The following is an 18,157-nucleotide window of genomic DNA, read 5'->3' as shown; positions in this document are numbered from 1 at the left end:
CAATAACGGCTTACGATTTCTATGCATCGGTTTCTTATAAAACACCCTTAAAAATTTCGCGCAATTCGGGATATTGTGCATAGTAGTGCTTTTCAAGTTCTTCAGGAGTTAAACCGGTCAACTCATGGCTCATATAGTGAATCCAACGACTGTCTTTATCAGCATAGATATCATGCTTTCTGCACCAGTAATCCGGCTGAATAGGTTCGCTACTCTTTCTATTATGGAAAACCTTATAATCATGAACGGCTATCTTTATATCACGTCGCGGAATACCTTTTTCCAAGAAAGCCGATACAAGATAATTGATCGTAGCGCCGCTATCGAAAATATCATCAACCAACAATATCTTATCGCCGCTCCGCAGATGTTCGGGTGAATACGTCCATCCGTCAATCATCATCTTTGACTGTTGATTGGCATCGGAATAAGAATGAGCAACAACAGCGGCATACAAAATAGGCTTCACATCTTTATTTACTATCTTAAACCATTCATGAATAGCATTCCCCAAGGATGAACCGCCTCGCAGCGAAACATATATCACATCAGGAATAAAACCATCCTCCCAAATTTGACGCGCCAAACGGAACCCGTTGTTACGAACCGTGTCGTATGGTAAAAATTCTTTGCTCATAATCTCTTCCTTATCTTGCAATTGTTACCGTTATTTCTCACATAAATACGTTGACCTCAGCCGCGCGGATACGGTTGTTTATGTTGAGGAAAATATGTCTTTGATAGGAAATACGGCTTTCATTTTCCTAGTATAACGATTTCAAATCGCTTATTCAATAGAAGTTTAAACTATCATGATTTAAATACGTACGATAAATTATTCACCAAATCATTGAGCAGTAAACTATATAAAAAAAGCCACCTTTCGGTAACCCCGATGGCAGCCTTTTACTTCGGTGTATCTTATAAGATTATTTAAAATCTTTAGGTCGGCGTTCAATACGATGACATTTTGCACATTCAGCGATATTTTTTATTTTTCCGTTCTCAACCATTGTTTTTAGCACAACTTCACCACCACACGGGCAGCTAAACTTCTGCGTAGCGACAGCAGTACGGGAGTTTTTACTAGCACCAGCCATACCTCAAGCCTCCTCATGAAAAATTTCGTCCTTGAATATAGAAAATTTATGATGGACTGTCAAGCCCTGAACCCGTATGCATCATGAAACGGAACCTAAGGTTTGTAATTTATCCTCTCTTGTGATACACTTGCTCTATGTTACAAAAGTATCCGGCGCCCCTCCAATCCGTACAAGCACGAATGCAGTATAAACAAAACCGCACCGGAGGCATGCTTCCGCTATTCCCATTGCTGATATTAGTGTGTTGTCTTTGGTGCTTTTCGGGATGTACAACCGTTCCTACCACCTATACGGATACGCCGTATCAGCCTGTCACCCGGGAAGAGATACGCTGGCGTTCTCTATCACCGGGCATTGAAGCTGCCGATATACATGATCTGCAGCTTCCGCTTATCGTCCATATCGTAAAAATAGATTTACTCAATCCGGCCGTCTCCGTTATAACTTCGGAACCGGCTCTCTTTACAAACAGCCGAGGGCATATCCGCGGCGAAACGACACTGGATTTTGCGCTGAGGCACAATACAATTGTCGCTTTTAATGCCGCTCCATTCAAAACACGCTCGCTGCTTTTCAGCGTGTACCGCACTATTGTCGGTATTCATATTACGGATTTCCGGCGAATGAGTATGCCGCATGAACGCTACGGTGCACTGCTTTTTTATACGGATAAAACTGCCCGCATTATCGACGCTCAAACAGAGAGTCTTCTATCGGCGGATGTCCGCCATGCGGTGGGCGGATTTTGGACAATTCTTCGAAACGGTACCGTATTGCCGCAAAAACTTCACCGCCGCGATTCACGAACTGCCGTCGGACTTGCCGATAACGGACGGACGCTCTTCGTCGTAGTGGTAGAAGGAGAAAACAAACGGAAAAGCCAAGGTCTTTCTTTTGAAGAAACTGCAAGGCTGATGCGGGAACTCGGCGCCGATGATGCGCTCCAACTTGACGGCGGCAGTTCAAGCTCGTTGGTTCTACAGGAAAACAGGACACAGCATATTGTCGCTCCCATTCGCAGCTGGAATATCCATATCCGTGTTGCAAGCAATGTCGGTATTGTTATAAAAGGCAACACATCAGGCGCTCTCTTGAATACCCCAGCAGAATAATAGATACCGTTGCCTTTTAAAGAACCCTTTGCCTTTATACTATAAACGATGTAAAATGAAGAAATACGGAGGCTCCCAATATGAACGAAGTGATCAACGCAATTTTAACACGGATAAGCGTGCGTAAATTTACCGATCAAAGAATTGAAGATGAAAAACTAAAACTCATTGCCGACTGCGCAAAAGCTGCTCCAACGGGTAAAAATAGACAGGCGCGAAAATTTACGATTGTACACAATCGGGAAAAAATTCAAGAACTCGCACAAGCCCTTGCAAAAGTACATAACCGCAGCGATTACCGTATATACGACTGCGATGCTATTCTCTTGATTAGTTTTGCAGAGGACGACATATACGGCCAATGCGATTCGTCTTGCGCAATCGAAAATACTTATTTAGCTGCGGAATCCCTTGGGTTGGGTGCCGTCTGGATTAACCAATTGCGTGATAAATGTAATGAACCGGAAATCAGGAAGATACTCGACTCCTTTCATATTCCGCACAATCATATAATATGCGGCTTTGTTGCATTGGGATACCCAGCAGAAAAACCGGCGCCGAAAGAAAGAACGGAACCGGTAGAATTTATATACTAAAAAACCTCTAAAAAGCTGAGATTTTTAGAGGTTCTCATAAGAGAGAAGATTGTTATGAATGAAAAAATCGCTATTCTCGGCGCAGGTTCATGGGGAACGGCAATAGCTTGTACACTCGGTCGAAACGGGCATCGTGTCATGCTCTGGAATCGGAGTGAGGATGCATGCTCAAGCATCAATACCGAGCATATCAATAAAAAATATTTACCGAACTATATCTTACCGCCAACGATCTCCGCTTCTACCGATATGCAAGAAGTATGCAAGGATGCGGCTGTACTCTTTTTAGCAAGTCCCTCCCTCTATTTAATGGATATCGTAAACCGACTCTTAACGATTCCTCCTTTTAATACCGATACCGGTACAGAGACATATCCACTCATCGCTGTACTTACCAAAGGATTTATCCCCGATGAGCACAGAGAACCGCATTTAATCATCGAATCTCTTGAAAAAAAATTACCCGATTTTTATCGAGATCACCTCGTCTATGTCGCAGGTCCAAGTCACGGAGAAGAAGTTGCCGCCGGAAAGCTCACCGGTCTTATTGCAGCTTCAAAAAATCCCTTAAGCTCCATCCGTTGCCGCGAAATTCTTAAATCGCGTAGTCTACTGGTATACTCAAGTCTTGATATCGTAGGTGTACAGGTATGCGCAGCGACGAAGAACGTGATCGCCATTGCATTCGGCATGCTTGATGCGCTAACCGAACACTCAGACTTTTTCGGCGACAATACCGAATCGCTTTTATTAGCAGCCGGTTTGAACGAAATTCAAATTATCGGGAGAGCAATGGGAGCAACGCATCCTGAAACATTTACATCGATTTCGGGTATCGGAGACCTTGATGTGACGTGCCGCAGCAAATACGGTAGAAACCGTAAATTCGGCCGCGAAATTATCACCGCAGCCGTCTTAGACGGTTTTAGCGGCATCGATGACCTTATTGCGCAAATCGGTACTATCGGCTATTTACCGGAAGGCATCGTCGCGTGCGCGTACCTCAGTAAGATTGCCGTAAAATACGACTTAAAGCTGCCGCTCTGCACCGGACTCTACAAAATTCTGAACAAAGAATTATGCCCTGCAGAATTTATCGAGGATATGCTGAGCGGAACAAAAAACTAGCCCTTTTGAAAATATACGGCGCATCTACTCCGCGCCTTACAGCTCCACAACGATTTTCCTGTTTACTTTACCGCCGTCGCATGCTGCACAGGCTTGGGCAATATCGCGGAACGCAAAGTGTGCACCGATAAGCGGCTGTAAGGTATGCTCGGTTAAAAAGCTGAAAATTGAATCGATGTCGGCTTGCGTAGAAAAATTACTGTGAAAGCCGGAAACTTCCGTTTTGGAGCGTGTCGGAGAATCGTTCAAGGATGAGGTAAAGATCTAATATGTTCAATCTACTACCCAATCTTCAATTTTCAAGCCGTTTACTCTTGAAAATTCGTTCGCATTATGAGTAATAAGAGTCCCTTTTTCATGAAGAACGGTAGCAGCAATCAGTAAATCATTTGCGCCTATCGGTGTACCTGCAAGCTCCAAATCTTTTCGGATTTCTGCATAGGAGTAAGCCATTTTACCTGTAAAATTCACAATTTCAAACGGCTTCAAAAATTTTTCCACTTTCTCTGTAGTCTTTTCTCTTGTCTGGCTTTTAAAAGCGCCAAGCAAAAGTTCGCCTTTTACTACTGAAGAAATTTTTATCTCTTTTGGCGAAACTGATAAGAATTTTTCGCGGACAGATGAAAACTTTCCATTCATAAAGTAAATGCACGTATTTGAGTCTATAAAATACATTAAAAAGCCACTCGCGTTTCAAGTTTCGGCTGATCAGGTCTCGTAAATGCCGGGTCAGCAACAGAGCCGAATAGATCAGCCCAGCCCTCCGGATAATGAGGCTCTATTCTTTCCATGATTTTGCTCACGACCCACTTTGAAAGCGACATATTTTCCGCATGAGCTTCGTTTTCAATTTTGAGAAGCTGCTCTTGCGTAACATATAATGATAACTGCGGCATATTCGTACCTCTTTTTATCCAAGTGTAAAACAGTTTATTATAAAAATCAAGTATATTTGCAAGTATATTATAAAACAGTGGGATTAGCAAGCCTTTTTACATTATCACGAAAACTACAGGTAACTGTTGATTCTCCCTCCCCATACTGCACATCACGGCTATTCATTTTTTCTCCTCGTTAATTTTGCACCGTAATGTGCGCAAGCTGCAAACAGGACGAGAATTGCACTATAATCGGTAAAGAATATAACATAACCTTTTTCCATATCGAGAAAGAAGACAAAAACATGCTGCGAAAGCATAATGCCGCTTATCGTCAAAAATGCTGCACACACAAGAATACCGCAGTTAACGATTGTCTGCATAATGCGGAACGGACGGTACGCGCCTTACAGCTCCACAACGATTTTCCCGTTTACTTTACCGCCGTCGCATGCTGCACAGGCTTGGGCAATATCGCGGAACGCAAAGTGTGCACCGATAAGCGGCTGTAAGGTATGCTCGGTTAAAGAGATGAAAATTGAATCGATGTCGGTTTGCGTAGGAAAATTGCTGTGAAAGCCGGTAAGATACACACCGTCGCTTTGGTAAAGCGGGCATTATATGCTTCAGATAAATTGCCGGTATCTAAGATGCATTCATCGGCGCCAGCCTCTTTCAGTAGGTTCAGTTTGCTTTCACGATGTGTTGTGGCAGCAACGCGGCAGCCGATCGCTTTTGCAATCTGCATAGCAGCATAACCGAGAACGCAGGTGCCGCCCCGGACTAGAAGGGTGTCGTCTTTTTGTAAACGCAGGCATTGGAACAGAGAACCCCATGCAGTAAAATAGGTTTCGGGAACGGCGGCAATGTCAGCCCATGTCATATCGGACTGTATTGCAAAAACGTGATGAGTAGGAAGCAGGGCGTATTCGGCATAGCTGCCATTGAAGCTGCGTCCCATACCCCAACGCCAAAAATGTACATCCTTGTACATTTTTGCCTTGCGAGTTTTTTGTGGAACAAAAAATAGCGCTGTACTGACAGGATGTCAGTGGTTCCATGCAGTATCGAGTTTTTCTCAAGGAAAAACTCGAAGCAACCAAATGTACATGGATGTATATTTGGTTGCGATGGCATCCATGCCGCTTCTGAAAATGTATATCCTTATACAGAACTGCATATTTCGTAATGATCGTATTGTAGCCACTCATATCGGGAAGCGTACCGCGCAGTTCGTGGCGGGCATTCGTTCTTCCCTCCTCCGCGGCGATATCCGTACACTGCTTGTAGTTTACCGGATAGTCTTTTACGGTACGGATTTCAAACAAATCGCCGCCGACTGCTTTTTGAGCAAACTCTGCAGCAACTGCCGTATTTCCTTTACTGATTGTCCGCCAAAGTAATTTTCTCCCGTATGGGAAAAATATGCGATTAATATCTTTGCCATCGTTTCCTCCAAAAAAAATGTTTACTATTCAAAACAAGCTCACCGAAACTTATTATTTTCCGATTTGTTTAAGCCAATCCTGTACGGATTTTCTTGCGGCGGTGCGATTGTTTTGCGCTGTACTTCCTCGAACGGCAAGCCCTTTCAGCAGCGTTGCTCCCTTACACGTAGAACGGATGCTGCTTTCGGTTCCGGCAAGGGAGCTGCCTTCGTGGGTACAAAACGGAATGACGGTTTTACCGTTCCATTGATGGGATTCCATAAACGTATAAATACACATCGGAAGATCACCCCACCAAATGGGATAACCGATATAAATAGTGTCGTAACTGTCGAAGTTCGGTACGTCGGCTTTGAGCGCGGGACGTGCTTTGCGGTTCAATTCGGCCTTTGCCGTATCAAGCAGGGCTTTATGGTCGTTAATCGGATACGCCGCAGCGGTTTCAAGTTCGAAAATATCCGCACCCGTTTGCTCGGCAATCATCTTCGCGATGATGGCGGTATTTCCTTCTTTGATGTTCCCGACCGCGTACTGTTCGCCCACAAGAGAAAAATATAAGACGAGCGATTTCGATTTTGTCTGTGTGCTTGCCGCGCCGACAGTCATAAGTGCGGCAAACGCCGCCGCAAAAAACGTTTTCATTTTCATCATTTCCTCCTGAATAAAATATTTGCAGAAAGTTTTGCCTTTCGTATTACAATATAAATATAGCATGCGGACGACTTTTTCCGATGTGCATTTTCCGGTATACTGTTCGATAAGCGGCATATCCGCAAAAAATGCCTAAAAACTCAGAGGAGTCATGAGCGAACAAAAGAGCGATCGCCGCGTCGAACGTACAAAAGATGCGATTCGCGCGGTATTTAAAGATATGGTATGCGAGCTCCCGTATGAAAAAATCACGGTAAAAGAGATCGCTGAACGTGCCGGCATAAACCGCAATACGTTTTATCTGCACTACGATTCTCTCGACGATGTACTGCACGAAATTCAAACCGAACATTCCGACCGCTACAGCGCTCTTATCGCCGGCTACGATTATAAAAACGACGGGGCTGTATTAGTGCGAAGCTTTTTCGAATATATGGAAGCGCAGGACGAGTTTTTCAAAAAGATTACCTGTGACAGCCGCTTCGATTATATTCGCGAACGCATGCAAAATAGAGTTTTGGCAAAAACCTACAAACAATCTTCCGTCTTGCCCTGCAAAAACGAATATGAAGAAAATATCGTCCGCGCTTTTTTCAATACGCCGCTCTATCTGTATCGGCAATGGGTTCGGGACGGACGAAAAATTCCGCTCGAAAGGATAATCGAAATTTCGGCGACGCTCATGGATTTCGGCATGCAGGGCTTTTTGCATTAACCGGCAGCAGTCAAGTATGATCGCGGTTAATCATATACAGATTCCCGGTTATTGAACTTAATCAGGTGATCATTGAAGTACTTGAAAATATCAAAGCAAACAGGAAAAGAAAGGTAAATACCTTGTCGATATGGACTTATTGATTGCTTTTTTTTTTCACTTTCACCTTCGGCGCAGGCAAGTCATCGTACATCATGGCGGAATTCATTGAAGACATTTCCGTTGCCGTTATAGCAGTTTAACGAAATTTTTGTTAGTATAGGTGTATCTGCCGCATTCCCGATACTCTCTTGACCTTAAAAAGGGATAACGCAGAATATATTTAGGAGACTATAAAAATGAATAAACCGATTTGTTGTTTGCTGTTTATTATGAGTTCACTCGGCTTGTATGCACAAAAGTACATCGCCGTAGATTACGCCAATAGCTGGGATCATTATGTCATAGATAACAAAGTGAATGTCCGCTCGACGCCGAGCCTTTCCGGCGAAAAACTGTTTCAGCTGAATGCAGGCGATGCGGTTCGTATTATCGAATGGAGTAAAGATTGGGAATGGCTTTTAGAGGAAAGCTATTATGCACCGTGGTACAAAATCTCCTGCGCCCAAGGGACGGGTTATATCTGCGGTCGATATATTTCCTGCAAAGAGGCTGTAGGGGATCTCGATAACGACGGGGAAGATGAGATTTTTGCATGTCTTTGCATTACCGAACGTAAAGGAGGGGCGGTTTCCGATGTCCATCCAAGTTTTTATAATGTAAATAAAAATCATGTGCTGATAAAAAAATCACATATTGAGCATATTGATTTAGAAAAATTTTATAAAAAACCCATTGCGGAAGATACGTCTTATTCGATAGTCAAATGCGAAGATTTGGTGCCGAATGTATCGTTTCTTGTTGCAATAAGCGGCTTCGGCGATTCAAGCGTTGGAGGCGACGGCTGGTCTAAAGCACGGTATTTTTATTTTGCAAACGGAGCATTAAAATATTTTGCGACGCTTTCCAACAGTTGGTCTGAAACACACCATGAAACAGTCGAAAAATTTGAATTTAACGGAGACAGGATAGAACATATCAATACTTATATAAGATGGGAAAACGGCAAGGAATCGGCTCCCAGAATCAAGCGCATATCTTACCGGTGGGACGGGAAAGATTTTATAAAAATTGAAGATTAGAAATTATAGATCAAAAAAATTCGGTTTTTCAAATCTTATGAGCGATTATAATTTTATATCATCTGAGTAAGGGCACAAAAAGGTTTAATGAACTTCAAAGATTAATGCCTGCAACAACTCGAACTGTTTTAACGAGACAGCTGCGTCAGCTTGAAAAAGATAAACTGATCGACCGAAAAGTCTTTGCCGAAGTCCCGCCTCATATTGAATACTCTTTAAGTAAATGGGGAACTAAATTTCAAAAAGTATTAGACGAGATTGAGATTTTCGGGTTGAGTTATATCGCCGAATTACATAAAATGCAAAAAGGAAAAAGCAGTTAAGCTTTATCACATTCTTTCTCCTATGCAAAAGAGACTGTTACAGTCTGTTAAATGACCGATTTGTTCTGCAAGCACGGGACGAGCTTTCTTCTTTTGTTCTTCTAAAGCGACATTGGTACATTCCCGGTAATTTTTAGGATAGGGGGTAACAGTCCTGATATGAAAGCTATCTGCCTTCAAATAATCTGCAATATATTCGGCGATAATCTGCGTATTGCCTTTTTCGATAAATCCGACGCCGTAGTTCTCATCTGCACGGGAAAAATACGCAACTAAAATCTTTGCATCCTTTTTTTCTCCGGAGAGAGCCGCTTGTGCAAATGCCGCTGACGTGCTGTTCTGCCCAGCAAAGGGCACCATGGTCAACAGACCGAATAAAAATAAAACACTTCTTTCCATCGTTTTCCTCCTTAGTGTATTTGGCTGTTTTCAATATAGCAAAGAGAGTAAACTATGTACAATAAAAGTTTTGCAAGGCACTATATCGGAAGTGCATAGTGAGATATACTATACCTATGGAACTTTATCAGTTGCGGCAGCTTGTGGCATTTGCAGAATACGGAACGCTTTCTAAAGCGGCAGAGATGGTGCACACGTCTCAGCCTGCTTTAAGCCGCTCTATGCAGAATTTGGAAGCCGAGCTTGGGGTACCGCTTTTTAGTCGTACTAAAAATCATATTGCGCTTACCGAGGTAGGTGTCCTTGCAGCACAACACGCACACGTTGTAGTTTCTGCACATGATGATATGATTCGTGCTGTTCGGGAAGCAGACCGTAGACTGCGCAGTTTTTCTTTCGGCTCGATTGCTCCGGCTCCGATGTGGAAATTGGCACCGATCGCATCAAAAGTTTTTACCGGTAAAACAATACAGAGCGATTTACAGGAAACAGAGGCATCACTTATCCGCGGACTTGATGACGGAACATACAATCTGATTATACTGCTCCACCCGCTTGAAGAAAAAAAGCCTGACGGAACGCCACGCTATATTTGTAAAGCCTTTATTCGAGAAGAGCTTTCCGTACTTTTGCCGGTCTCACATCGGCTTGCAAAACAAAAAACGCTGCAACTGCAAGACCTTGCCGGAGAAAAACTGTTGATCCACAATACCATCGGTTTTTGGTATTCGGTATGCAAACAAAAAATTCCTGACGCAGTGTTTTTAGAACAAAGCGAGCTTTCGACTTTGCGTGAAATTGTACATGCCAGCGAATTACCTTCATTCATAACGAATATTACGAATACCAATAATGCCATTCCGCACGGTAAAGTCGCTATTCCTTTATCCGATCCGGAAGTGAATGTGCAATTTTGGTGTGTCTGTTTAGCGGAAAACGCAAGGGAGTATAGAGCGCTGTTTAAGGCGATAGAAGGGCATCTCTAAAAACTCGGTTAGATTTTTAGAGATGCCCGACGAGTTTTATTTAAGTCTTTATTTCACAACGACTTAAATAAAACATCGCAAATTAAATCTAAGGAAAACCTCTCAAAACTGATCCACAGTTCGCAAAGCGGACAAGTTAATGAATTTCCTTACAGGACAAGCCGATAGGCTTGCAGTTTTTAGAGGTTCCCAGAAGAATAAAGGCGCAATCACGCAGGGCAGTAGATTATCCTTATCTTACACACTATATCTGAAATACCGTTATCCAAAAACATATTCCGGCAATAAGTGAAAGCGGAGTCATAACATATTTTTCTTTCCTACTTTTTGAAATCATGTTCATAATAGTATTCAAAGATAGGTAAGCGGCAAAGAAGAAACAAATATATTTAGTAACCTTAAAAGAAAACCACAAGGAGATAAAACCTCCGGCTTGCAAAATAATTATCATTGCAAAAATTTGGATAGCCACCGAAATGACTGCCGCAACTCTCAATTTCTTAGGTAAGATTTTATGTTGTCCGCCCATTGTAAATTCGCCCAAAGGCAAGCCGCATTTTGTTATACGGTGGCCGGCTTTGACACAAACTCCTTACCGAACTTTTTGTTCGAAGAAAAACACTGCCTTCCACCGGCTCCCCAGTCCCGTCAAACTAGGGTATCACTTTTCACTCGTATTTTCTAATCGTAACAACTCCTTTACAAGGGTCATGCCCTTACTAAAAATGGCGAACTAATGCCCGGGTTCCGCTGAATCACTTCAGCGTATCACATTACCGCTTGTTCGTTTAGTTTTTATCATGCCTCCTTTCCATTTTTTGAATTTTTGACAACAAAAAAGGAAGTATCGGCAATTTGCTTTTGCTTCCTCTTGGTAATATCCTATTTGATTTTTTACTTCGACAAACCGGGATTTATGAAGCTGAATTTATCCACTGCTTTAGTTCCTCCGATAAGCGCTCATCAACATCAATCCTCGTCTGCTTACACTCTTTCGGATACTGCTTTGCCTCCTTAAAAGCCATGCTGATAAACAGCCCGGAACCCACGGGAAGAATGCCTGTTAACATGGTCTGCGGAAATATAAAATGCGTTCCATGTTCATAGGTCATGAGAACTACACTGTTATCCGCGTCCCTTTCTTTCAGCCTGTTTTCCATTCTACGAATGTATTTACAGGTATCCCAAAGTACATCATCCTCCGCACCAATCAGCAGAATGCGGCCCTTTATATTCTCCACCTTTATTTTCTCGGCTTCCTGCACGGGATGCCTTTTCTCCGATTCATCGAACAAATCGCGACTGGCAACCATCGCGCCGCGCCGTTTGGATTCCTCAGATATTTTCTGCCAGTATTCCGGATGGCGATACGCATAGGGCAGATAAGGAAGCGGCTTACCGTGATACGAAACAGATGACTCTCCGTCTCCCGGACGTTCGTGAGCCCCGTCTTTCCCATCCTGATAAAAACCTTCCATCACAAAATCAGAAGGAGAAATGGCTATCGTAAGCGTTATTTCCGAAAAGCATGACGCTGCGACAAGCGCAAGCATACCAGTTGTCGAGGCACCCATAATACCGATTTTTTCATTACCCATCGTCTTCAGAAATGCAAGTGCCTTCTCAAAACGTTCGAGTGGATAGTTATGGTGACCGTAATCTTTTGGGGCCGGTGACATTGTGAGGACATTCAGACCTTTCTTTTGAAGCCATTTGACGCCACCCTTTGCCATCATGTCTTTTGTATCATCACCAAGCATGGCAATCATGCAATATTTACTGCCGTTCGGATTCGGCCAGTATACGCCGTTATATCCATCTTTCTCTATTGTTTTGATTTCTTTCTTCATGGGAAAGTTTCTCCTCTTCAAATTCAAATTTGTCAATTTCTCGTCCATCCTACTATATCACTTTTCTCATATTTTCCCAATTTGACGCACTGTAGATTATCCTCATTTTACATACTACATCTGAAATGCCGTTATCCAAAAACATATTCCGACAATAAGTGAAAGCGGAGTCATAACATATTTTTCTTTTCTACTTTTTGAAATCATATTCATAATAGTATTCAAAGATAGGTAAGCGGCAAAGAAGAAACAAATATATTTAGTAACCTTAAAAGACAACCACAAGGAAATAAAACCTCCGGCTTGCAAAATAATTATCATTGCAAAAATTTGGATAGCCACTGAAATGACTGCCGCAACTCTCAATTTATTAGGTAAGATTTTATGTTGTCCACCCATTGTAAATTCGCCCAAAGGCAAACCGCAAGCAACAAGAACTGTCATAATTGCTATAATTCCAAATAATACTGCACCTAATATTGAAAACATAAATTAATATTCTCCCTTCGCATAAAAGACGCATAACAATATTTACACGCATGTATACATCCGGTGTATGGATTAACAGAATAATCCGCTACGGGTAAATTCGATTTTGATATTACGCTGCGCACCGCAATGTGTTTGATAACAGGGGCAGCGTTCATCGCATCAAATTCCATCTTTGTATTTTACTCTTTTTCTACACTTACCAACTCCCGTACTCCGTCTTTGATACTAAGAGCTTGTGCATTATTGATAGCGCATAGTTCGATATTTGAGAAGGATTGCATAATATCTGCGGTAACTTTTTTGAATGGTGCGGTAAGATAGTGCGGCAGCACATAAAAATTGATGAGTCCTAATCCGGCATAATCACTCTGAGAATAATCTTCCGGAATAGGATCCATTTTTTCAATATAAGAAAGCTCCGGAGCACATACAATAGCGCCTGCTGATTCTCCAATAAATAATTTCCCTTTTTCCAGCTGTTGCTTTAGCAACGTATCCGTACCGGTTTTCCTCAATTGATCAATAAGGAAAAATGAATTACCGCCGGTAAAATAAATAATATCCGCTGCATCAAACACCTGTGTAATATCGGAAACGTTTGCAGTTGAAATCTCAATTTCAGTCAGCTCGGCTCCTAATTTTTTGAATAATGTACGAGCTGACCCTACATAACCTGTGTACCCTTCATGTATCGATGCAGTGGGAATGAAAGCAACTTTTTTCCCCGCAATGAGATCTTTAAGAAGAGCGCCTACTTTTGAAAAGTGTGAGCACAAAAATAAATTCATTTCCCTACACCTCCTCGGTGAATGATGGGTTTAGAGCTGTATAGTATACGGATAATTTTTCACTGCTTTGGTCAGGGGTTATCCTTAGCACCAAACATACCCGTAAGTGAAGCAGCTTCGATTGCGTGTCCCTTAATCGCGGCTTTAAGCTCTTTTACGCTGCTGCCCGCCGGAAGACTCAGATTCATATCGAGCGCATAGAGATAAAAAATATAGCGGTGCGTACCGAACGGCGGTTGAGGCCCGTTGTAGCCGCTCGTACCCCAGCTCGTTTCGCCTTCGACGGCATCCGATGGCACATTACCTTCTCCGATCGACGTTGTTTGCGGCGGAATGTTCCACAGCGTCCAATGATAAAATCCGCCCGGGAGCGGCGCATCCGGATCATGCACGATAATCGCAAGGCTCTTTGTACCCTCCGGTACACCGTCGATTTCGAGCGGAGGAATGTGATTCGCTCCGAGTTTTGCAAATTCTTGGGGCATTTTTTCGCCGTCGGCAAAAGCCGTGCTTGTCAACTTCATAGAACCTCCTTCGGTAAGCGGCTTGATTTCGTCTTTACTTGAGCAGCTTCCGCAGGAAATAACAATCAGCGCCGCCATAAATGGCAGCATTTTCGTATAGATATGTTTCATACCGATATTTTATAACAAAGCCATTTTAAGTCAATATGCCTGATGGTTGCTTCGGAGACACACATCAGGCTGTTTTAATCGTCTCACACATTGATGATTGAGGATTGATGATAAAATACGCATGGATTATGTTCCCGTAATCTTGATATGCAGACAGTGTACCATCTTTACAGCACCATACAAAGGGTGCCTGCCGTAATCAGCAGCGAACCAAGTATCGATTTTGCATTCATATTTTCATGCAGAAAAATCACTGCTAAAATCAATGTAATCACTACGCTTAACTTATCGATAGGCACAACTTTGGATGCTTCGCCGATTTGTAATGCCTTGTAATAACACAGCCATGAAGCCCCTGTTGCCAAGCCTGAAAGAATCAGAAATATCCAGCTCTTCTTGCTGATGTCCATAATTCCATCCTGCGTATCGGTAATAAAAACCATGCCCCACGCCATAGCTAATACCACAACCGTTCTTACCGCTGTTGCCAGATTTGAGTTTACTCCTTCAATCCCGACTTTTGCCAGAATAGAAGTGAGTGCCGCAAAAACAGCGGATAGAAATGCAAAAACCGCCCACATCATGTTACCGCCTTACGCTTTCCCTTTATACCGTAATTTCAATTTGATTATCTTCAATGGCGACAATACAACTTTCATAATATCCGTCTCCGGTTGTCCGCGGCCCGCTTACAACTTCAAAGCCTGCCTTTTTAAGCCTTTCAGTTAAGGCATCAACCGCATCTTTGCTTCCGACGGAAAACGCAATATGGATATAGCCTGTACGCGCAAGTGTTTTCTCACAATCAGCTACATGCGGCTTTTTCATAATTTCCAGCCGTGCACCTTCATCAAAGGTGATAAAATATGAGCGGAAATCGGTCGTTTTATTATGGTATCCGGCATTGGGATGTCCGCCAAAATAGTCAACAAAAAAGTCTTTTGCTTTTTCCAAATCATTGACATACATAGCAATATGTTCAATTTTCATTTCTGCCTCCATTACATTCTTTTTCTATATCTTGCAATCCACACCACCGGTGCAGAGCACTGCCGCGAAACTGCAAGTATTACCATCTCCGCCCCTCATAGTCTATTGGATAAATCTACATTTCTAGAGCTGCGGATCGGACAGGAGCGTATTGTTTCCTAAATGCAAAATCCGTGTGCAGGCTTTATGTATAAACTCATAGTCGTGAGTAACGACAAAGATGATGCGCCCCGCTGCAAGGCTGCGGATAACAGCGGAAACCCGCGCCATGCTATCGTAGTCAAGTCCGCTTGTGGGTTCATCAAACACAAGCAGCGGCTTAGCGCTTACCTGTCCTGCCGCAATAGCAACCCGCTGTTTTTGTCCGCCTGAAAGAGAGCCGGGGTGCCGTGTACGAATTTCCGTTAACTGCAAAGCGTTAAGCGCTGCTTCTACCGCAGTCTCCGATGCTGTTTTCAAACCGAATGAACATTCTGCCTCCACGCTTTCGGCAAAAAGCTGGTAGTTCACATCCTGCATCACCATATATGCACGCTGTAACCGTTCTTTCGGTTTAAGCGGTTTTCCGTTCCATAGAAAACTGCCGGATGTTTCCTTGTGCAGACCGCACAATGCACGGACAAAGGTTGTCTTTCCCGTACCATTTGCGCCGGTAATTGCAATAATCTCTCCTGCATGGGCAGATAAAGAAAGATTATGGAGGATTAGTTTTTTCTTACGGTACAGTGAAACATTCTGCAGCGCTAACGTAAGCGGCACTGCCAGCGCTGGCTGAATCGGCAGTTGGGGAGACTGAGCCGTATCTTGTGTGATCTGAACCGACGCTGCTCCGTTCATACGGCAGGGAGTTTCTGAGCGAATATCCATTGCCTCATTATGTAGAGAGAAAGGGATTTCTTCCTGTAAATGAATTGCCCGCAGCCCCATTCGGTGACGTGTTTCAGCAGAAAGCGACTTAAACTCCACCGGTGTGAATATGCGGGCAATACAGCCGTTTTCCATATATACGATTTTATCTGCAAGATCAGCTAAATAATACAGCCGATGCTCCGCAACGATGACTGTCTTCCCTTGTGCTTTTATATTCCGTATGTAGCTTTGCAGCGCAGTAATCGATTCCGAATCCAAATTTGACGAAGGTTCATCAAGTACATATATGTCGGGATTCATTGCATACACCGAGGCAAAGGCGATTTTTTGTTTTTCACCTCCGGAAAGCTCAAAGATATTTCTTCCGCTCAAAGTTTCGATATGCAGCTCTTCGGCTGTTTGCCGTACCCGCTGTACCAGTTGCTCCTGCGGATATCCTTCATTTTCAATACCGAATGCAATTTCGCTGTCGGTATCAACATTAAAAAATTGTGTCCGCGGATTTTGAAACACCGAACCGACCCGCTTGGCAATTTTATACAGCGGTAATTCGCCAAGGGTCTGATTGTCAATGAGTACGGAACCGGTGAGCGTGCCCATATAAAAGGAAGGAATTAATCCGTTGATCAATCGCGTAACCGTTGTTTTGCCGCAACCGGAACGTCCGCAGAGCAGAACGCATTCACCTTTTTGTATCTCCAAGTTGATATGATGTATGCCATCCGTTTCATTACCGGAATAGGTAAAAGAAACATCTCGTATCGTTATCATGACAGTATAAGACCTTTTTAAAATAGCAATGCCAACGCTGTATACAGTAAAAAGACCGCAGCGGTTATGGCATCTGCAAACCTAAATTGAGTCTGCACAAGACACGTTCGCGGATGGGGATTTTCGATACCGCGGGTAAGGGCAGCAATAGAAAGCTCGTCAGCTGTTTTTGATGCCGCTGACAGCAACGGCACGTAAATACACTCAACGGTCATGGTCGGCTGTTTCACAAATCCTGCAAGCGTCGGCGACACATCACGCATCCGCATTGCATCTTTAATGTACCGCCAATCTTCACCGATTGTGGGGAAATAACGGATCATTACTGCAAGCGGAATAACAATCTTTTTCGGAACACGGAGCCGATGCATCGCAGATAAAAATTCGTTCACCTTTGTTGAAGTGATAAACAAGCCGCCCATCATACCGCAGGGATATACCTTGTGAAACAGCCCAAACGCAGCCAGCAGTGTTGTCTTCAGTGTGCCCGTCAGACCGGCTGCCCACAGTGTAAGCGCATACAGGAGCGCATAACCGGCGATCCCCGTTAGTGCACTACGCCAATACCCGCACAAGATTCCCATCATTCCAATAAGGACGACAAGCCCTGCTCCGTATAAAAGAGACGGTGCAAGAGAGGCCGCAATAACGCACAAGAGTAGTATAAAAAGCTTTGTCCGCGGGTCAAGAATGAGTTTTACTCGTTGTTCCATAAAATAGCTCTTTAGCAATTGATAATGGGTAATCCAATGCATAATCATAATTAGATGAATACCTCTCATTACAAATTATGCATTACTAAATTATTTCACAGTCTGCATTACAAGGAATAACAAATACGCAGTTATCAACTGCATAATTCTTCTAAAGCCGCTTCTAATACTTGAGAAAAGTTTATCCCTTGCGCTTCTGCTTTTCGTTTTAAATTATATGGGATAGTACAATTTGTTCTCACTCTTCTGTTATCCATTTCTTTTTTTACAAAATCAGGATAAATAGTAATTGCATATACTATGTCACCTATATTGGTTTGTATATTGGAAAAATTTTCAATCGGTAATTTATCTCCGTCTTTTTCCATACCGTATATATGCAATTCAAGAGCTTCCTGTGCCATTGCCTGTGCTTCCTGAAAGTTTTTTCCATAGCTTATACAGCCTGCAACATTCGGAAAATAAACACTATAAGCGCCGTTATCTGCCGGTTCAAACACTGCTAAATAAGTCATTTTATGCATACAC

The 18,157-nt window shown here is 43.0% G+C and carries 27 protein-coding genes and 1 pseudogene; 7 read left to right on the top strand and 21 right to left on the bottom strand.

The annotated features are described in order from the left end of the window. Positions 1 to 34 precede the first annotated feature (34 nt). Both ABH09_RS05730 and ABH09_RS05725 read right to left on the bottom strand, forming a co-directional pair. Positions 35 to 637, bottom strand: a complete 603-nt coding sequence (locus ABH09_RS05730) for a phosphoribosyltransferase (protein ID WP_162663406.1) — start codon at positions 635 to 637, stop codon at positions 35 to 37. 292 nt (positions 638 to 929) lie between these two features. Further along, the gene (locus ABH09_RS05725) at positions 930 to 1,100 is read right to left on the bottom strand and encodes a hypothetical protein (protein ID WP_006188141.1); all 171 of its coding nucleotides are present in this window, start codon (positions 1,098 to 1,100) and stop codon (positions 930 to 932) included. A 137-nt stretch (positions 1,101 to 1,237) separates the two neighbouring features. Between ABH09_RS05725 and ABH09_RS05720 the strand changes: the two genes are divergently transcribed. The 3 genes from ABH09_RS05720 to ABH09_RS05710 all read left to right on the top strand — a co-directional run bounded on the left by ABH09_RS05720 (position 1,238) and on the right by ABH09_RS05710 (position 3,939). After that, on the top strand, positions 1,238 to 2,215 hold the full coding sequence (locus ABH09_RS05720) for a phosphodiester glycosidase family protein (protein ID WP_253715557.1): 978 nt from the start codon (positions 1,238 to 1,240) through the stop codon (positions 2,213 to 2,215). Positions 2,216 to 2,295: 80 nt separating this feature from the next. Next, on the top strand, positions 2,296 to 2,811 hold the full coding sequence (locus ABH09_RS05715) for a nitroreductase family protein (RefSeq protein ID WP_162663404.1): 516 nt from the start codon (positions 2,296 to 2,298) through the stop codon (positions 2,809 to 2,811). Positions 2,812 to 2,865: 54 nt separating this feature from the next. Beyond that, positions 2,866 to 3,939, top strand: a complete 1,074-nt coding sequence (locus ABH09_RS05710; protein WP_253715555.1) for an NAD(P)H-dependent glycerol-3-phosphate dehydrogenase — start codon at positions 2,866 to 2,868, stop codon at positions 3,937 to 3,939. A 36-nt stretch (positions 3,940 to 3,975) separates the two neighbouring features. Here the strand turns inward: ABH09_RS05710 and ABH09_RS05705 are convergent, their stop codons facing one another. From ABH09_RS05705 to ABH09_RS05675, 7 genes are all read right to left on the bottom strand, one after another. Continuing rightward, on the bottom strand, positions 3,976 to 4,188 hold the full coding sequence (locus ABH09_RS05705) for an MDR/zinc-dependent alcohol dehydrogenase-like family protein (RefSeq protein ID WP_253715554.1): 213 nt from the start codon (positions 4,186 to 4,188) through the stop codon (positions 3,976 to 3,978). Positions 4,189 to 4,212: 24 nt separating this feature from the next. Next, positions 4,213 to 4,614, bottom strand: a complete 402-nt coding sequence (locus ABH09_RS05700; RefSeq protein ID WP_371922126.1) for a type II toxin-antitoxin system tRNA(fMet)-specific endonuclease VapC — start codon at positions 4,612 to 4,614, stop codon at positions 4,213 to 4,215. Next, positions 4,614 to 4,835: a hypothetical protein gene (locus ABH09_RS05695; protein WP_253715551.1), complete on the bottom strand. Its 222-nt coding sequence runs from the start codon at positions 4,833 to 4,835 to the stop codon at positions 4,614 to 4,616. The genes ABH09_RS05700 and ABH09_RS05695 overlap by 1 nt, the downstream gene beginning before the upstream one ends. Positions 4,836 to 5,224: 389 nt before the next feature. Beyond that, positions 5,225 to 5,410, bottom strand: a complete 186-nt coding sequence (locus ABH09_RS05690) for a zinc-binding dehydrogenase (protein WP_253715550.1) — start codon at positions 5,408 to 5,410, stop codon at positions 5,225 to 5,227. Next, a complete protein-coding gene (locus ABH09_RS05685; protein ID WP_253715549.1) occupies positions 5,341 to 5,811 on the bottom strand; it encodes a zinc-binding dehydrogenase in 471 nt (156 codons plus the stop codon). Before ABH09_RS05685 ends, ABH09_RS05690 begins: the two co-directional genes overlap by 70 nt. Positions 5,812 to 6,123: 312 nt before the next feature. Next, positions 6,124 to 6,264 (bottom strand): hypothetical protein, encoded by a 141-nt coding sequence (locus tag ABH09_RS05680; RefSeq protein ID WP_253715548.1) that lies wholly within the window; start codon positions 6,262 to 6,264, stop codon positions 6,124 to 6,126. A 52-nt stretch (positions 6,265 to 6,316) separates the two neighbouring features. Next, a complete protein-coding gene (locus ABH09_RS05675; RefSeq protein ID WP_253715547.1) occupies positions 6,317 to 6,907 on the bottom strand; it encodes a flavodoxin in 591 nt (196 codons plus the stop codon). Positions 6,908 to 7,067: 160 nt separating this feature from the next. On the opposite strand from ABH09_RS05675, the gene ABH09_RS05670 reads away from it, so the two are divergent. From ABH09_RS05670 to ABH09_RS05660, 3 genes are all read left to right on the top strand, one after another. Further along, positions 7,068 to 7,631, top strand: a complete 564-nt coding sequence (locus ABH09_RS05670) for a TetR/AcrR family transcriptional regulator (RefSeq protein ID WP_253715546.1) — start codon at positions 7,068 to 7,070, stop codon at positions 7,629 to 7,631. Between the two features lie 338 nt (positions 7,632 to 7,969). Continuing rightward, positions 7,970 to 8,812 (top strand): SH3 domain-containing protein, encoded by an 843-nt coding sequence (locus ABH09_RS05665; RefSeq protein ID WP_253715545.1) that lies wholly within the window; start codon positions 7,970 to 7,972, stop codon positions 8,810 to 8,812. A 44-nt stretch (positions 8,813 to 8,856) separates the two neighbouring features. Next, positions 8,857 to 9,135, top strand: a complete 279-nt coding sequence (locus ABH09_RS05660; RefSeq protein WP_371922148.1) for a winged helix-turn-helix transcriptional regulator — start codon at positions 8,857 to 8,859, stop codon at positions 9,133 to 9,135. Positions 9,136 to 9,141: 6 nt separating this feature from the next. Here ABH09_RS05660 and ABH09_RS05655 read toward each other — a convergent pair whose 3' ends face one another. After that, positions 9,142 to 9,534, bottom strand: a complete 393-nt coding sequence (locus tag ABH09_RS05655; RefSeq protein ID WP_253715544.1) for an NADPH-dependent FMN reductase family protein — start codon at positions 9,532 to 9,534, stop codon at positions 9,142 to 9,144. Between the two features lie 116 nt (positions 9,535 to 9,650). Here ABH09_RS05655 and ABH09_RS05650 point away from each other — a divergent pair, with 116 nt between their 5' ends. Beyond that, positions 9,651 to 10,520 carry a LysR family transcriptional regulator gene (locus tag ABH09_RS05650; RefSeq protein WP_253715543.1) on the top strand — a complete coding sequence of 290 codons (870 nt, stop codon included), beginning with the start codon at positions 9,651 to 9,653 and terminating at the stop codon, positions 10,518 to 10,520. A 244-nt stretch (positions 10,521 to 10,764) separates the two neighbouring features. Here the strand turns inward: ABH09_RS05650 and ABH09_RS05645 are convergent, their stop codons facing one another. From ABH09_RS05645 to ABH09_RS05600, 11 genes and pseudogenes are all read right to left on the bottom strand, one after another. Beyond that, positions 10,765 to 11,085, bottom strand: a complete 321-nt coding sequence (locus ABH09_RS05645; protein WP_371922147.1) for a hypothetical protein — start codon at positions 11,083 to 11,085, stop codon at positions 10,765 to 10,767. 349 nt (positions 11,086 to 11,434) lie between these two features. Beyond that, positions 11,435 to 12,370: an acyl-CoA thioester hydrolase/BAAT C-terminal domain-containing protein gene (locus tag ABH09_RS05640; RefSeq protein ID WP_006188636.1), complete on the bottom strand. Its 936-nt coding sequence runs from the start codon at positions 12,368 to 12,370 to the stop codon at positions 11,435 to 11,437. 114 nt (positions 12,371 to 12,484) lie between these two features. After that, complete coding sequence (locus ABH09_RS05635) at positions 12,485 to 12,859, bottom strand: hypothetical protein (protein ID WP_039925749.1); 375 nt, start codon at positions 12,857 to 12,859, stop codon at positions 12,485 to 12,487. 14 nt (positions 12,860 to 12,873) lie between these two features. After that, positions 12,874 to 13,017, bottom strand: a pseudogene (locus ABH09_RS13025) (radical SAM protein); the annotation flags it as partial. A 24-nt stretch (positions 13,018 to 13,041) separates the two neighbouring features. Further along, complete coding sequence (locus ABH09_RS05630) at positions 13,042 to 13,650, bottom strand: Type 1 glutamine amidotransferase-like domain-containing protein (protein ID WP_253715542.1); 609 nt, start codon at positions 13,648 to 13,650, stop codon at positions 13,042 to 13,044. A 71-nt stretch (positions 13,651 to 13,721) separates the two neighbouring features. Next, complete coding sequence (locus ABH09_RS05625) at positions 13,722 to 14,285, bottom strand: YbhB/YbcL family Raf kinase inhibitor-like protein (RefSeq protein WP_052185507.1); 564 nt, start codon at positions 14,283 to 14,285, stop codon at positions 13,722 to 13,724. 167 nt (positions 14,286 to 14,452) lie between these two features. Then, on the bottom strand, positions 14,453 to 14,869 hold the full coding sequence (locus ABH09_RS05620; protein ID WP_162663392.1) for an EamA family transporter: 417 nt from the start codon (positions 14,867 to 14,869) through the stop codon (positions 14,453 to 14,455). Positions 14,870 to 14,891: 22 nt separating this feature from the next. Beyond that, positions 14,892 to 15,275, bottom strand: coding sequence for a VOC family protein (locus ABH09_RS05615; protein WP_162663391.1), 384 nt, complete (start codon positions 15,273 to 15,275; stop codon positions 14,892 to 14,894). 123 nt (positions 15,276 to 15,398) lie between these two features. After that, positions 15,399 to 16,916, bottom strand: coding sequence for an ABC transporter ATP-binding protein (locus ABH09_RS05610; protein WP_253715541.1), 1,518 nt, complete (start codon positions 16,914 to 16,916; stop codon positions 15,399 to 15,401). 17 nt (positions 16,917 to 16,933) lie between these two features. Next, a complete protein-coding gene (locus tag ABH09_RS05605; protein ID WP_253715539.1) occupies positions 16,934 to 17,629 on the bottom strand; it encodes an energy-coupling factor transporter transmembrane component T in 696 nt (231 codons plus the stop codon). A gap of 134 nt (positions 17,630 to 17,763) precedes the next feature. Further along, entirely contained in the window at positions 17,764 to 18,153 is a 390-nt protein-coding gene (locus tag ABH09_RS05600) for a type II toxin-antitoxin system HicB family antitoxin (RefSeq protein ID WP_253715537.1), read from the bottom strand. Positions 18,154 to 18,157 lie beyond the last annotated feature (4 nt).

The organism is Treponema sp. OMZ 803 (assembly GCF_024181165.1).
GTDB lineage: Bacteria > Spirochaetota > Spirochaetia > Treponematales > Treponemataceae > Treponema.
Note: the sequence above shows the minus strand (reverse complement) of the source record. Positions and strands in the feature narration are given on the sequence as shown.

Coding starts and splice junctions, on each gene's coding strand:
- ABH09_RS05730 (WP_162663406.1), bottom strand. CDS start 637: ATGAGCAAAGAATTTTTACCATACGACACGGTTCGTAACAACGGGTTC.
- ABH09_RS05725 (WP_006188141.1), bottom strand. CDS start 1,100: ATGGCTGGTGCTAGTAAAAACTCCCGTACTGCTGTCGCTACGCAGAAG.
- ABH09_RS05720 (WP_253715557.1), top strand. CDS start 1,238: ATGTTACAAAAGTATCCGGCGCCCCTCCAATCCGTACAAGCACGAATG.
- ABH09_RS05715 (WP_162663404.1), top strand. CDS start 2,296: ATGAACGAAGTGATCAACGCAATTTTAACACGGATAAGCGTGCGTAAA.
- ABH09_RS05710 (WP_253715555.1), top strand. CDS start 2,866: ATGAATGAAAAAATCGCTATTCTCGGCGCAGGTTCATGGGGAACGGCA.
- ABH09_RS05700 (WP_371922126.1), bottom strand. CDS start 4,614: ATGTATTTTATAGACTCAAATACGTGCATTTACTTTATGAATGGAAAG.
- ABH09_RS05695 (WP_253715551.1), bottom strand. CDS start 4,835: ATGCCGCAGTTATCATTATATGTTACGCAAGAGCAGCTTCTCAAAATT.
- ABH09_RS05685 (WP_253715549.1), bottom strand. CDS start 5,811: ATGTACAAGGATGTACATTTTTGGCGTTGGGGTATGGGACGCAGCTTC.
- ABH09_RS05680 (WP_253715548.1), bottom strand. CDS start 6,264: ATGGCAAAGATATTAATCGCATATTTTTCCCATACGGGAGAAAATTAC.
- ABH09_RS05675 (WP_253715547.1), bottom strand. CDS start 6,907: ATGAAAACGTTTTTTGCGGCGGCGTTTGCCGCACTTATGACTGTCGGC.
- ABH09_RS05670 (WP_253715546.1), top strand. CDS start 7,068: ATGAGCGAACAAAAGAGCGATCGCCGCGTCGAACGTACAAAAGATGCG.
- ABH09_RS05665 (WP_253715545.1), top strand. CDS start 7,970: ATGAATAAACCGATTTGTTGTTTGCTGTTTATTATGAGTTCACTCGGC.
- ABH09_RS05655 (WP_253715544.1), bottom strand. CDS start 9,534: ATGGAAAGAAGTGTTTTATTTTTATTCGGTCTGTTGACCATGGTGCCC.
- ABH09_RS05650 (WP_253715543.1), top strand. CDS start 9,651: ATGGAACTTTATCAGTTGCGGCAGCTTGTGGCATTTGCAGAATACGGA.
- ABH09_RS05640 (WP_006188636.1), bottom strand. CDS start 12,370: ATGAAGAAAGAAATCAAAACAATAGAGAAAGATGGATATAACGGCGTA.
- ABH09_RS05635 (WP_039925749.1), bottom strand. CDS start 12,859: ATGTTTTCAATATTAGGTGCAGTATTATTTGGAATTATAGCAATTATG.
- ABH09_RS05630 (WP_253715542.1), bottom strand. CDS start 13,650: ATGAATTTATTTTTGTGCTCACACTTTTCAAAAGTAGGCGCTCTTCTT.
- ABH09_RS05625 (WP_052185507.1), bottom strand. CDS start 14,285: ATGAAACATATCTATACGAAAATGCTGCCATTTATGGCGGCGCTGATT.
- ABH09_RS05620 (WP_162663392.1), bottom strand. CDS start 14,869: ATGATGTGGGCGGTTTTTGCATTTCTATCCGCTGTTTTTGCGGCACTC.
- ABH09_RS05615 (WP_162663391.1), bottom strand. CDS start 15,275: ATGAAAATTGAACATATTGCTATGTATGTCAATGATTTGGAAAAAGCA.
- ABH09_RS05610 (WP_253715541.1), bottom strand. CDS start 16,916: ATGATAACGATACGAGATGTTTCTTTTACCTATTCCGGTAATGAAACG.
- ABH09_RS05605 (WP_253715539.1), bottom strand. CDS start 17,629: ATGGAACAACGAGTAAAACTCATTCTTGACCCGCGGACAAAGCTTTTT.
- ABH09_RS05600 (WP_253715537.1), bottom strand. CDS start 18,153: ATGCATAAAATGACTTATTTAGCAGTGTTTGAACCGGCAGATAACGGC.